This window comes from Parabacteroides leei (assembly GCF_023369805.1).
GTDB classification, from domain to species: domain Bacteria; phylum Bacteroidota; class Bacteroidia; order Bacteroidales; family Tannerellaceae; genus Parabacteroides; species Parabacteroides leei.
Map to the genome: position 1 here is coordinate 175,591 of NZ_JAMBQG010000001.1, position 13,933 is coordinate 189,523.

A 13,933-nucleotide genomic window follows, 5' to 3' on the forward strand; every position below is an offset into this window, starting at 1 on the left:
TGTTTGCCTTTGATATGTGAATCATCCAATATGAAATATTTCTTGATTCAGTTTTGATTCTAAAGTACTTATAATCATCATGAAATAGAGTGTAAAATATCCCTTCAGAACACAAACATTCTTAACTTTGAATTCTTTGGAACAAGTGTTTTCCACATATTTAGAACAAACAAGTTTAAATAAACAATTTAGCTTAGGTTTCATTTGCAGGGATTGCATTGTTTAACAATTTAGACAGTAACTCTCCGGTTGACAATAACTTAATATTTCTATATTTAATCCAACTCTGGATTCATTTTCATAAAGTCTCTCAGTGTTTGCCGGTTTACTCCTAACTTCTTACTTATATACAATCTGGTTTTCTTTTCCTGCAGAAGTTTGCGTATCTGTCCTTCTTTTCCAGATAACTTATACAACTCGGATTTACCACCTTTAGGACGACCAAGCTTGGTCCCTTCTTTCTTTTTTCTGGCCAATGCTTCCTTGGTTCGTTGGGAAATCAGGTTACGTTCAATTTCGGCACTTAAACTAAAAGCAAAAGCCAAAATTTTACTGTTGATGTTGTTTCCTAACTCGTAGCGTTCTTTTACCGTAAGCACGAAAATGTCTTTTTCCATACATTGATGGAGAAAGCTCATAACCTGCATAAGATTACGACCCAACCGGGATAATTCGGTTGTGACCAAAACATCCCCTTTACGGATTTGTTTGATTAATCTACCAAGTTGCCGTTCTGCAACATCAGTTGTACCACTGATTGTTTCTTCTACCCAACGATCAATACGCATGTTCTTTGCTTTTGCGAACTTTTCGATCTCGAATCGCTGATTTTCAGTACTTTGCTTATCTGTACTGACTCTTACATAACCGTATATCATACAATCTGAAAATTAAATGAATAACTAAAGATACGTCAGAAAACTAAATGGTAAGGGGTGATTAGTAAAAACCAACGTTTTTTATCGTCAACTGGATATGTAAGTTGTTTTTCCCTGCAAATATGAATATAATAATTTAAATCAATAGTATCCTGAATTGTGAAATTAAATTAAATTTCAATGTCGGTACATCCAAAACAGAATCGAAAAATAATATCTGGTTCGTTTTATTGTGCTATTGAGTAGGAAAAATTACTTTTGTATTAAAGAATAGATTATTAAACAGAAGCGATTTTCATCGTTTCCATGTAATTGTAAGTATGAAAAAGTTGTTATCGCTCCCTCCCAATCTGGTGAGTAGTTTTCATAAAATCGCGAAAGTCGGCAGGAATGAATGGTTTTGCACATCCGATCCGGTTGGTGCCCGTTTAGGATCCGGGGGAGGCACTACCTGGCTGGTGGAAGCTTGCCGGCAAAATGAAGCTCCGGAAACACCGGTAAAGGAATGGTTGGATAAGGAAAAAAGAATATTATTGCATGCCGGCGGGCAGAGCCGGCGTTTACCGGGGTATGCCCCTTCCGGAAAAATATTGACACCAATTCCTGTTTTCCGGTGGGCGAGGGGGCAGAAGTTATCACAAAATCTATTGTCTTTGCAGCTTCCCCTTTATGAGGAGATTATGGAGAAAGCTCCTGAATCGCTCCATACACTGATTGCCAGTGGGGATGTATATATACGAAATAGTGAACCGTTGCAGGATATTCCGGATGTGGATGTTGTCTGTTACGGGTTATGGGTCGATCCGGCCCTGGCAACCAATCATGGCGTGTTCGTATCGAACAGGCAGACTCCCGATAAGCTAGACTTTATGCTTCAGAAGCCCTCTCTGGCCGATCTGGGGCAGTTGGCCCAGACACATCTTTTTCTGATGGATATAGGTGTGTGGTTACTAAGTGACAGGGCTATGGAGTTGCTGATGAAACACTCGTATACAGCCGATGGAAAGACAATGAAGTCATACGACCTCTATTCTGAATTCGGACTGGCTTTGGGTGAACACCCCCGTATTCCAGATGAAGAGTTGAACCGGTTGAGTGTGGCTATCCTTCCTTTGGAGGGAGGGGAGTTTTATCATTATGGGACGAGCCGTGAACTGATCTCTTCGACTCTGGCTGTGCAGAATCTGGTCCGCGATCAGCGGGCTATCATGCACCGGAAGGTTAAACCTCATCCAGCCATGTTTGTTCAGAATGCATCGATTAATATCACCCTGACTGCCGCAAATTCGGAGTTATGGATTGAGAACAGCTATATAGGTAAGCACTGGAAGCTGGATAACCGACATATTATAACCGGAGTTCCAGAAAATGATTGGGTATTGGATATCCCGTCCGGTGTTTGTATTGATGTTGTACCTGTCGGAGAACAGGACTGGGTGGCTCGTCCGTATGGGTTCAATGATCTGTTTAAAGGAGCATCGACCGATGAGAAAACAGTCTTTATGGGATATCCTGTCGCTAAGTGGGCAGAAGAAAGAGGCTTCCTATTGGAGGCTTTCGTAGACTTACAGAATGCTGCATTATTTCCGGTTTGTAAAAATATCGAAGAATTGGGCTTGGTTATGCGGTGGATGGTTTCTGAACCGGAACTGCAAAGTGGCAGGGATATATGGAAGTCGTCGGAGAAAATGTCGGCGAATGAATTATCCGATCGTGCCAATCTGAGCAGACTTTTTGCCCAGCGTGAGAAATTCCGTTATGCCAATTGGCCTATGTTGGCAGTCAATCATGAGAAAAGCGTATTCTACCAGTTGGATCTGGCAGATGCCGCTCGCGAGTTTGCAGAGGGAAATCTAGATTTACCGGATGTACTTCCTTCTGAAACACCATTGATGAAACAGATACATAACTGGATGTTCCGGGCTCGTGTATTACAATTGGAAGGGAAACCGTATGAGGGAGAGCAACAGGAAGCCTTTTCTTTATTGCGGGAAGGATTAATTGGCTCTGTATCCGGAGAAAAACAGTCTCCTTATCTGAATGTATATCGTGACCAGATTGTGTGGGGACGAAGCCCGGTCCGTATCGACTTGGCTGGTGGATGGACTGATACCCCTCCTTATTGCATGTATGCTGGGGGGAATGTGGTCAATGTAGCCATCGAGTTGAACGGTCAACCACCTTTGCAGGTATATGTAAAGCCTTCGAAAGAATATAAGATCATTTTGCGTTCTATCGATCTGGGAGCGATGGAAGTTGTTTCTACCTGGGATGAATTGCGTGATTATAAAAAGATCGGTTCTCCTTTCTCTATCCCCAAAGCGGCTTTGTCTCTAGCCGGCTTTATCCCGGAATTTTCAGCAACGCATCACTCTTCACTGGAAGCCCAGTTGAAAAGTTTTGGTTGTGGACTGGAAGTTACTTTACTGGCGGCTATTCCGGCTGGATCGGGACTTGGGACCAGTTCCATTTTGGCAGCAACTGTGCTTGGAGCAATATCCGATTTTTGTGGTCTGGCCTGGGATAAAAGTAAAATAGGATATCGTACCTTGATTTTAGAGCAACTGCTTACAACAGGCGGGGGCTGGCAGGATCAGTATGGCGGGGTATTACATGGCCTGAAACTGTTACAGACAGGAGAAGGTTTCAATCAGAATCCTTCCGTGCGCTGGCTACCGGAATATTTGTTTACCGACCCGCAATATCAGGCTTGTCATTTATTATATTATACAGGCATAACCCGTACGGCCAAGAATATCCTGGCAGAGATTGTACAAGGTATGTTCCTGAATAGTACCACGCATCTTCGTCTGCTTTCAGAAATGAAGATACATGCCCTGGATATGTTCGATGCTATTCAATGCGGTAATTTTGAAACGTACGGTAAACTTATCGCAAAGACCTGGGAACAGAAGAAGGCACTTGATTCCGGAACGAATCCTCCTGCTGTAGAAGAGCTGATCGCGCAGATAAAAGATTATGCCTTAGGCTATAAACTACCTGGAGCAGGAGGTGGTGGCTATTTGTATATCGTAGCAAAAGACCCGGAAGCTGCTTTGCTGATACGCAAACAGTTGACGGCTTCTCCGCGTAATCCGAATGCCCGTTTTGTAGAAATGGGGCTTTCGGATAAGGGATTGCAGATCAGCCGGTCCTGACAGGAAGAGACAGAGTTGTTAGAATAATTGTTTGTCCCTGATTAATAGGTAACCGGCCATTCCCGTCAGTGTAATAAACAGGAAACCGATAAGTATCAGTACCTTTTTAGGTGCTGATGCTTTTAGCGGGACAGTAGCCGGCTCTATGATCGTATAGATCGGTGTTTGTTCCTGTACCCGCAGTTTATCCTGTTCCAATTTCTGTGCCAGCGTATTATATACATTGAATGTCAGTGTCATTTCATTGCGCAATCTTTCCTGTTCTGTCCGGTAACTGGCTGAAATGATATTCTTATTACTATCCTCGAAAGCAGCATAAGCCTTTTGTGCCTTATAATAGGCAGCCTGGGCCTCCCTCAGTACTTTATCGGTGAATTCAAGATCCTGTTTGGCCTTTTGTGTCCGATAGTTGGTGATGTAGGTTTGTAATTTACTTACTACACTTTCTGTTATCTGCGCAGAAATGACCGGGTCCTGCATTTCGACGGATACGGTTACCACCTGTGTCTTTTTATCGACAAAGACGGATATTCTGCTTTGCAATTCCTTAATAATATTCTCCTGCTCTTTGGTCAGAAAGAAAGGGTCGACTTTATCTGATTTCTCTTCCTGGTCTCCGAAAAGTCCGATTAAGTATGATAACCCTTTTAATGGTGCTTTCAGGATATAGTTCCACCACGCATCCCGCTGATGTTCGGCCAGATAATCGAATACGGAGACCGACAATGTCTTTTTCTTATTGGTTACCTGTTCCGGAAACAGCTCCAGCAAGAAAGGAGTACTGTGAACCACGTCCGGATACAATTCCGGTGAGATTGCATCCGGGCTGGTTGTACTATTCAAATCTATCCCTGCTATGGCAGCTAATCCGCCCAGGTTTCCCATCTTATTAGCCGGATTGTTTGTTTCAGGCATGAGTTTGATGGTCGTTGTATATTCTTTGGGGATACTGAAAGCTATGATAAGCCCGGCCAGTATAGCTATAACACTACTTTTTAATAGTAGCTTTCGCTTAGACCACAGATAACGGACGATAACGACAATGTCTATATCCTGTTCCGTTCCGGGTTGTTTGTTTTCTGTTGTATCCATTATTACTTATTTTAAATTATTTATTATTGAAGTAACCATGGCGGCCATAGAGGTTGTCGAACTTGCTATACTTAGTATTTCAGCCAGATTCGATCGTCTGTCTCGTTGTGTTTTAGAAGGTACGACGATTTCACATCCCGGTTCGACTTTAGGATAACGCTTAAAGAAGATGCCGACCCTACGTGTAGTGGCTACTTTACCGTTCATATAAATAACGATCGGGTATTTGCGGGCAATGTCGTTATATCCTCCGGCCTGTGAAAGGCAGTCGCGTACGGAGGCTCCTTTTGTATAGGTGATACTGTTGGGATAGGTAACGGAACCGCTCACCTTTACGGTACTTTGTAGCTGAGGTATATAGATTGCATCCCCGTCGCGGAGTACCAGGTCGTGTGTACTTCCTGGATGTGCCAGTGCCTGCTCCAGGTCGATGCCGACCGAATAATCTTTTATGTTAGCAAGCGATAGGGCGATGGAGTCTTTGCTTTGTTTATTATTGTTGCTTAGATGCAATAAAGTCTCTACCTGACGCACTTCATCTCGTGTTAACTGGCGTTTCAAACTAGCTCCTTTCACATAGGCATCTTTGGTGACACCTCCGGATTGGGCTATGATATTACTTAGCCGGGTGTTTTTGGTAGGCAATGCATAATCACCGGTGAAAGTTACTTCACCGTTTACTTTAACAACCTGCTGTTTTTCATAACCAGGGGAGAAGCGTACGAATACCTCATCGAATGGTTCCAGCGTGAAGAGTGTATCCGTATGCGATCCGGATGATTTTGAGGATAGTTTCAGATCATTGTTCAATGAAACTGTATATATCCTGGATATCTGGTTTGTGCTTTTGTCGGCTGTCGGATCTTTTATACGGCGTGCCACTTCCACATTGATTGTAGAGGCTGACTCTTGCAAGCCACCTGCCAGTATAACCGCATCTTCAACTGTCATATTTTTACTGAAAGGAAGGACTGTGTCTGGATAATTAACCGCTCCGCCTACTTTGATGGTATAAGGTTCCCGTAGCTCGAAGAGAGAAGGGATATGTAGTTTGTCCTCTTTCTGTAATTCAATATCAGGGGCTTTCCCGTTCAGGATGTCCTGAACGTCGATAGCTATTACTGTACTGGTAAAATCCGGGTTCAACCGGGTGATATGGGCTCTTCCGATAAATTCGTCTCCTTTCAGTCCGGCAGCCTGGTTGATCAGTTGTTTGACGGTATGTACTCGCGGACTTAACTCATATTCGCCGGGACGCCATACGGCTCCGGTTATTGTGAGCCGGTTGTCATAGAAAGGGATAACAGAGTCTACCAATAGGGAGTCGCCGTCATGAAGGATAAAGGTTGGGAACTCTTCTTCCGTAATGGTGGCAATCTGATAGCGTGAGCCGGATTTTCGTTTGATTGTCACGTCTTCGGTAAAAGCATCTCCGGTAAATCCTCCTGCCATCTTTAATAAATCACTTAAAGTTTCGCCTTTACGAAGTTCGAATGTACGGTTGCGTTTTACTTTGCCTTTGGTGTTGACCAACTGGTCGTAAGGTTCAATGATAATCATATCATTATCTTCCAGGCGGATATTCGTATCGTATTTACCTTTCAGCAGATAGTCGTACACATCCAGGTTGGCAATTTCTTTATTGTTGCGATATACCCGTATGTTACGTAAGGAACCGATGTCATTGACACCTCCGGCTGCATATAAGGCGTTGAATAAGCTGGCCAGTGAGGGAAGTGTATACGTTCCGGGGGTAACGGCTTCACCTACGATATTCACCTTAATGCTACGTATCTTCCCAAGTCCGACGGAAACGAAGGTGTTAGGCTCGCTTCCATCTACCAGGTTTGTCATGATCTTTCCCAGTTCCTGCTTGATACGGTTTTCCGCCTGTTCGACGGTCAGGCCGCTAATAGCTACAGGACCTACATTCGGTATAATAATTGTACCGTCGGGTGATACGGTTAGTTGCAGATTTAACTCAGAGTCTCCCCATACGTTGATTTGTAATTCGTCACCGGCTGATAGTGGATAGTTTCTGGGGGTAGGCATGTTTAGGTTCGGCTCGAAAGACAGGTTTTTATTTGAGAATATTTCACGACCGAATACGAGGTTCTTGCTACTATCCTGCGGAGTATTGTTTTCGCGTTGTAACTCCAGCGGAGGTATCTTTGTATCGAATGTGATCCTGTCCGTAACCGGATGTTCGGTTGCAGAAATTACCGGTTGATTAGAATGCTGTTGTTCCAGGCGTTTTCTCATCTCCTGCTGAATCTGTTCTTCCGTCATACCTGCAGCTTTTGCTTTATCCAATAGCTCTTGCGGTATTTGGGCGAAAGTGACAGCTGGTATAAAGAGACATAAAACACAGAAAATGTATCGGCTCAAAGTTTTCATAAAATCTTTCTTATTTGTGTTACAATTCTTTGGCAGGCCAGTCCATCCCCATAAGGATTAACGGCTTTACTCATTTGATCATACAGATTCTGATCTTCCAATAACCGGGAGGTTTCATCCAATATTTTTATGAAATCAGTTCCTACCAGTTTTACTGTTCCGGCGTCTAACGCCTCCGGACGTTCGGTTGTATCACGCATAACCAATACCGGTTTACCCAATCCGGGAGCCTCTTCCTGGATGCCGCCGCTATCGGTCAAGACGATTGTCGATTGTTCCATCAGATAGACAAACGGAAGGTATTCTAACGGTTCTATAAAGAACATATTGGGGAGATGCGTATCTCCGAATACTTCCTGTATGGGTTTCCGAACGTTCGGATTCAGATGCATCGGATAGACAAAGTCTACTTTCGGGTATTTCTTTGCTAAAGTTTTGATGGCTTTACACATGGCTATAAAACCTTTACCGAAGTTTTCCCTGCGATGACCTGTTATTAAAACCAATTTCCGGTTACTTTGTTCTGCCAGTCTACTTATTTTATAACCTGCTCTTTCCAGTTCATTAGTAAGTTGTTGGCGTAAATTGTCCTTGTTTTTTATTTGCCTGACCACATGATACAAAGCATCTATAACGGTATTGCCTGTTACTGTGATCCGTTCCTCTGCGATCCCTTCCGCCAGTAAGTTTTTTTTGCTTAAAGAAGTTGGAGAGAAGTGATAAGTTGCAATTCTCCCGGTAATCTGACGGTTCATTTCTTCCGGCCAGGGACTGTATATATTATGAGTCCGCAATCCAGCTTCTATATGTCCGACAGGGATCTGTTGATAAAAGGCGGCCAGAGCTGCGGCCGTAGAAGTGGTTGTATCGCCATGTACCAGAACCAGATCAGGCCGGGCTTCCTGTAGAACATCTCTCATTCCGATAAGGACGCGGGCTGTTACATCATACAGATCCTGCCCTTGCTTCATGATGTTCAGGTCATAGTCTGGATGGATGTCAAAAATATGCAGCACCTGGTCCAGCATTTCACGATGTTGTCCGGTGACACAAACGATGGTTTGAAAATTGTCGGTATCTTTTTGAAATTCCTTTACCAGAGGAGCCATTTTTATTGCTTCGGGGCGAGTACCGAAGACTAGCATAATTTTTTTCATATTGTTTCTTTTATTATATGTAACATTCGTTTGGCGAGTAATTTACGGTCGAAGTCGTGAGCCAGTTTCCGACATCCTTCTTGACATTGCTTGTATAAGGCTGGGTCGGATAGAAGCGAATGAAGTTTCCTGTTAAAATCTTCTTCTGATTCCGGCTCAAAGAACAATCCGGCCTGATAAGCTTCTATGATCTGGCGGGCTTCTCCATCTACACCCATAAGAATAGGAATTTCCATACCTGCATTTTCGAATATTTTAGAAGGAATCACAGTGGTGAACAAATCCGATTTACGCAGGTTTATCAAGGCTATATCGAGGATGGATATATAGCGTTTTACATCTTGTTTGGAGACGGGATCGAGCATGGTTACATTTTTTATATTTAATTGCTCTTTTAGTTTTAGTAAGTTCTTTTTTTCCGCCCCGGTTCCGATCAGAAGGAAATGGTAATTATTTTTACCGTGCATGTTGGCGGCACATTGCAGAATAAAATCTAGTTTATGCGCCATGCCATGTGTGCCGATATATCCGATCACCTTTTTCCCTTTCAGGTCTAATTCTTCGATCAGTTTTTCATCTTTCCCGACTGGGGTAAACCTGGTCAGGTCTACTCCATTCTTTATTACTTCTATCTTAGGAGATGTAATACCTTTTTCTTCCAGCTTCTTTTTGAAGGAGTCGGTTACGACAACGATTTTATCTGCCGACCGGTAGCATCTTTTTTCTTCCCATTCGAAATAACGGATGATTGGATTATCTTTCATGGCTCCGACTGTCTTGATCGATTCCGGCCAAAGATCGCGTACCTCCATGATCCAGGGCTTTCTTTTCCAGAAAGCTAATGTGCGTCCCGAGAGGGCCGTGAAGAATTGAGGGGATGTTGCAATGATAATATCAGCCTGTTGAAAGAGGCCGGCGAAGAATGCGGATACAGAAAAACTAATGTAATCAAGTGTACGTTTCAGAAATCCTTCGTTGGCGGTGATATAACTCCATACACGAATAACATGAATGCCATCCATCATCTCCTGTTGATATAATTTATTACTGTATCCTTTATATACTTTTCCTTGTGGAAAATTGGGGACGCAGGTGATAACTGTGACTTCTGCTCCTTGTTGAACCCATTCTTTGCAATGTTCGTAAGTACGTGTAGCGGGTGCATTTACTTCCGGAGGAAAGTTGTCTGTTAAAAATAAAATTTTCATTTGTGTTCTGTCCTGAATTTGTTAATAGTGTATTGCATTTGGTTCGTGAATGCTATACATATTTTTTTTGTGGCGACTCGCTTATTGTATTCGAAAGCTACTTCACAGTCTTCTATCCATATTTCATCTGTTCCGTAAAACCAGAAGATTGCCAGATTGGTTTTTATAGAGTCATTATTGACGGATATGATTCTTATATCCGGATGAAGATGAATCATGGTGATCCCTTTTTTCTCGGATAGAGGTAGAAGAGAATCGCAAATCATGATCTCTTCATCATTCATGTTAAATATCCGTTGGTGACTGATTCCTGTTTCTCTGAAACCATTATGACTTGCCGTAATACAGAATTTGTCTTCTTTTAAGCCGGATATCTTTGCTCGTTGTGCAACCCGGAAACCTCCCCATACTTTACTGGAACTTTTTCCATCTACCTGAACGGTATTATGGGCATGTGTTTCACGTTCGTATTGTCTACGGCTATTTTTTTCATAAGTAGAAATGCCGGAATCGATAATGAAAGGCTTTCCGTCAATGCGAAGTTCATAATTGAATGTATCGGCATGAGCATGCCCCGGAATATAATCAGGACCGATATTTCCGACATCCATAATCATTTCAAACGTATCGGATACAAATTTCCGATATCCGCTTTCTTTTAATTTATGAGTAGACCATTGGATTGCCAGTCGTTTAGCATAGGCGAATAAATCCCTGGCGGAAGGAGCGATCCCGTAAGCGGAATCATTCAATAAAGGAATTGTACCGTCTTTATAGATAATAGCGTTTAGCCAGCTAAGCATAAGCCGGGCTTTTTCTTCCAGAAAAGCAATAACACTCTCTTGTCCTTCAAAACGGTAATTGTATTTTAACGCATTGATACAATCCAGTAACCGGTCCAGAAGTATTTCGTGATACATCGGGCTCAGTTCATAATGAGCCCCATCCGGAAGAATTTGCTCATTGAGCTCTTGCGTCAACAGCCAGACTGCTTTCTCATAAAATTTATCTTCCCGGAAATAAAGTCCTCCCCATAAAAGAGAATAAGCATTTTCAAGGAGATGATTACCCAAGAGGTGGAATTCGAGGTTACTGAATAATCTTTGATACTGGGAATATATGGAAGTGTTCCATTGAGTTAGTTCCGTTTCCGAAATCAGAAAATAATATCGGGATATAAATTTGATCCAATTGATATTACGAAGAGCTATCGGATAAGGATCTAATCCTGTTATATTTGTTGATTGGTCCTGTATAAAGCGGTTGATCCAATCAATACCTAGTTTCGGATCCAATCCTGTTTGTAACAGATAATCCATATAATTGAGATTATACATCCATAGCATGGATCCTTCGGTATAATTCCACTCTTTAACCCTTTTATTGATGTTTAGGAACGTAAAAGATCCGTCTGCTTGTAGACAGATAGATTTATCTATATATGTTAAAAGAGATAATGGTTCTCCTTTTCTATATTTATTTATGCGAAGAGTTTTTTTTTGTATTTGCCAGATATGATGTTTTATCTGATAAATAATTTGTATTGGCCTCAGGTGGCGTAAAGTATGATAATATAAAGATAGTTTCATTGTTGGGGATGTATTAATTCGGATACAACAGCTTTAAATTTTCCAGCTTTGGTGCGAGGTATTTCAGATACGTATTCAAAAAGAACTTGCATATTGAGACTTATGTAATGTTTAACTTGCTTGCGGATGTTGTTTTCTGTTTGGACAGAATAATTATTTCGACGTACAATCCGTAATGTTATTTCATTTGGTTTGGTTTGTACTATCTGGCATTCTTTTATATCGTGAGTATCTTTGAACAGATAATCAAAGCGCATAATTTTTATTCCTTCCGGAGTTAATATATAATCTTCTATTCTTCCTGTGATTTCTTTAATTATCTGACTTTTTAAATGACATGGGCACGGATGATTATCGAATATAGCAGTGTCTCCATTTCTATACCGGATGAAAGGCATTCCGTAATTCGCGAAGCCTGTTGCCAGTAATTCTCCTGACTCTTCACCTTCGTTTTGTACGGAGGAAGCCAGTTCAAAGTGTCCTAATTCAAAATCTTCATGGTATTTGTTGTCTGTGCATTGAGAGGCAGAGGCTGCTTCTTCTGAAAAGCTATAATGTTCATGAATCTCACATCCTTTAAATGTTCTGGCAATTTGATTTCTTTGATATTCGTATAACTTTTCTGCTCCGGTAAATATATGTTTGGGAGAGTTTAATATAATGAGTCCCGCTTCCTCAATCTGAAGCGAGAGTTGGTAGAGGATGGAAGGATATCCTGTGAAATATTTGAAATCGGTTTGATTGATGAAGTCGGTGATGGATTTTATTTTATCTTTGGTAATATGTTGCATGTTAATGAAGTATTGATTTAATATTGTGTTTTTTCTCCAATATGGAGGTTGGCTTATTGATATTGGAACGACTGTTTTTCCTGTAAGAGTGAGATATCTATCACCTAACTTAACTCCAAACCTGGCCATATATCTGTAAACAACAGCCCAGTAGAATTGTGTACTATATTGAGTCCAATAGAAATTTAAAGCAGTACCGGTACTTCCACTGGTATGATATTGGATAAGTTTTCCGGCAGGGATATTATCTGCAAGCATTTCTTTCCAGTGCATACGTATTTCTTCTTTAGTCAATTCTGGGAATAGCAACAGATCGTCTATTGATTTAAAATCAGCAGGAGATAAGCCTACTGAAGAGTATTTTTGTTTGTAATAAGGACAATGGTTATAAGCATGATGTATGATCCGGTGAATATTATCTTCTTTATAAGACAGGATTTGGTCTGGATTCCAGCTGGAGGTACTGTCTAAAAATTTACGGATAGCATAAAAATCCTTATTAAATCGTTGTTCTTTAAGTTTGTATCCATATAGGGAACAAGCTAAATTTTGCAGAGACGGCGTTAGTCTTGCATATATATTTTCATAATTCATATAAAATGTCAATTTGGAGTTATGAGATAATTTTATTTGTGATGCGCTTATTTACTGTGTCAGAATCGAAATTTTCGTGAAAGGAAAGTAAGGCATTCTGAGAATAATTCGAGTAATTTTTTGAATGAAACGATAAGATCGCTTCTTCCAGTTCATCGGTATTCTGAGGTGATATTAATCTTCCGTTATATCGATCTGTTACGATTTCGGGAATTCCTCCGAAGTTTGTAGCTATTACAGGTATTCCCACAGAAAAAGCTTCGATAACGATCCCGGGATATCCTTCTCCCGAATGGAATGTTGGGAGCAACAGTATATCATAGTTGATAAGGGTGTTCGTTACTTGATCCGGATTGATAGTGCCGCGATAGGTCACATTATATTGCTTGAAATAGTCGGCTGTATAGCTCTCGTCTTTAATGGGACCGTAAATATCCAATGTATAATCTGGAGGTAACCGTTTAGATACCTCCAGAATTTCGTTAATACCTTTACTCTGTTTTACATGTGATATAAAAACAAGGCGTTTTTGATAAGGTGATATTTTGATTGTTTTGCTTTTCTTTCGCACATTAGGGAACCATAGTACTTTATCGGGTTTTCCACTTATCTCCGCGAAGAATGATACTAATTCTTTTGTTTCTCCAAATGTCAGGTCCGCTTTTTTTAAAAAAAAGCGAAAGAAAGCTTTAGTAATAGGTGATTGTTTTTTGTAAACGCTTTTAAAACTTCCTGCAAACTTTCGAAAAACAATTTTTTTGTTGAAAAGTAAAGCTAGTGGACTTAAAATAGGAAAAAGTATAAAAGCCCCTTTGCTGGTGACATGAAAAGTTACGATATCTATATTATTAAGATTGATTACATATTTCCATATTACGTATAAGAAATTTATTTTTTTTAAGAGTTTCCCGTTAAAGCGATTTGTCGGTATTATTTTATAAGGATATTGGTTGCTAGCCATATAATCTATGAGATTTTGTAGTAAGACAGTTGTCCCTCCATAACTTTCTTCCCTATTTTTATAAGGAATAGCTCCTATAATAAGTGTTGTTTTATTGTGCTTTTTCAT

9 protein-coding genes are annotated in these 13,933 nt (G+C 40.9%); 1 reads left to right on the top strand and 8 read right to left on the bottom strand.

Annotated features, from left to right (window positions below):
- Nucleotides 1-275 precede the first annotated feature (275 nt).
- On the bottom strand, nt 276-878 hold the full coding sequence (locus M1P97_RS00740; RefSeq protein ID WP_195373036.1) for a master DNA invertase Mpi family serine-type recombinase: 603 nt from the start codon (nt 876-878) through the stop codon (nt 276-278).
- 320 nt (nt 879-1,198) lie between these two features.
- On the opposite strand from M1P97_RS00740, the gene M1P97_RS00745 reads away from it, so the two are divergent.
- The gene (locus M1P97_RS00745) at nt 1,199-4,036 is read left to right on the top strand and encodes a bifunctional fucokinase/fucose-1-phosphate guanylyltransferase (RefSeq protein ID WP_195373035.1); all 2,838 of its coding nucleotides are present in this window, start codon (nt 1,199-1,201) and stop codon (nt 4,034-4,036) included.
- Nucleotides 4,037-4,054: 18 nt separating this feature from the next.
- Here M1P97_RS00745 and M1P97_RS00750 read toward each other — a convergent pair whose 3' ends face one another.
- The 7 genes from M1P97_RS00750 to M1P97_RS00780 all read right to left on the bottom strand — a co-directional run bounded on the left by M1P97_RS00750 (nt 4,055) and on the right by M1P97_RS00780 (nt 13,933).
- Nucleotides 4,055-5,128: a Wzz/FepE/Etk N-terminal domain-containing protein gene (locus M1P97_RS00750; RefSeq protein ID WP_195373034.1), complete on the bottom strand. Its 1,074-nt coding sequence runs from the start codon at nt 5,126-5,128 to the stop codon at nt 4,055-4,057.
- A 6-nt stretch (nt 5,129-5,134) separates the two neighbouring features.
- Nucleotides 5,135-7,525 carry an SLBB domain-containing protein gene (locus M1P97_RS00755; RefSeq protein WP_195373033.1) on the bottom strand — a complete coding sequence of 797 codons (2,391 nt, stop codon included), beginning with the start codon at nt 7,523-7,525 and terminating at the stop codon, nt 5,135-5,137.
- Nucleotides 7,522-8,682: a non-hydrolyzing UDP-N-acetylglucosamine 2-epimerase gene (gene wecB, locus M1P97_RS00760; protein ID WP_195373032.1), complete on the bottom strand. Its 1,161-nt coding sequence runs from the start codon at nt 8,680-8,682 to the stop codon at nt 7,522-7,524. The genes M1P97_RS00755 and wecB overlap by 4 nt, the downstream gene beginning before the upstream one ends.
- On the bottom strand, nt 8,679-9,890 hold the full coding sequence (locus tag M1P97_RS00765; RefSeq protein WP_249388119.1) for a glycosyltransferase family 4 protein: 1,212 nt from the start codon (nt 9,888-9,890) through the stop codon (nt 8,679-8,681). The genes wecB and M1P97_RS00765 overlap by 4 nt, the downstream gene beginning before the upstream one ends.
- The gene (locus M1P97_RS00770; protein WP_229058513.1) at nt 9,887-11,209 is read right to left on the bottom strand and encodes an alginate lyase family protein; all 1,323 of its coding nucleotides are present in this window, start codon (nt 11,207-11,209) and stop codon (nt 9,887-9,889) included. Before M1P97_RS00770 ends, M1P97_RS00765 begins: the two co-directional genes overlap by 4 nt.
- A gap of 266 nt (nt 11,210-11,475) precedes the next feature.
- Nucleotides 11,476-12,864 (bottom strand): phenylacetate--CoA ligase family protein, encoded by a 1,389-nt coding sequence (locus tag M1P97_RS00775; protein ID WP_195373029.1) that lies wholly within the window; start codon nt 12,862-12,864, stop codon nt 11,476-11,478.
- A gap of 19 nt (nt 12,865-12,883) precedes the next feature.
- Nucleotides 12,884-13,933 (bottom strand): glycosyltransferase, encoded by a 1,050-nt coding sequence (locus tag M1P97_RS00780; protein WP_195373028.1) that lies wholly within the window; start codon nt 13,931-13,933, stop codon nt 12,884-12,886.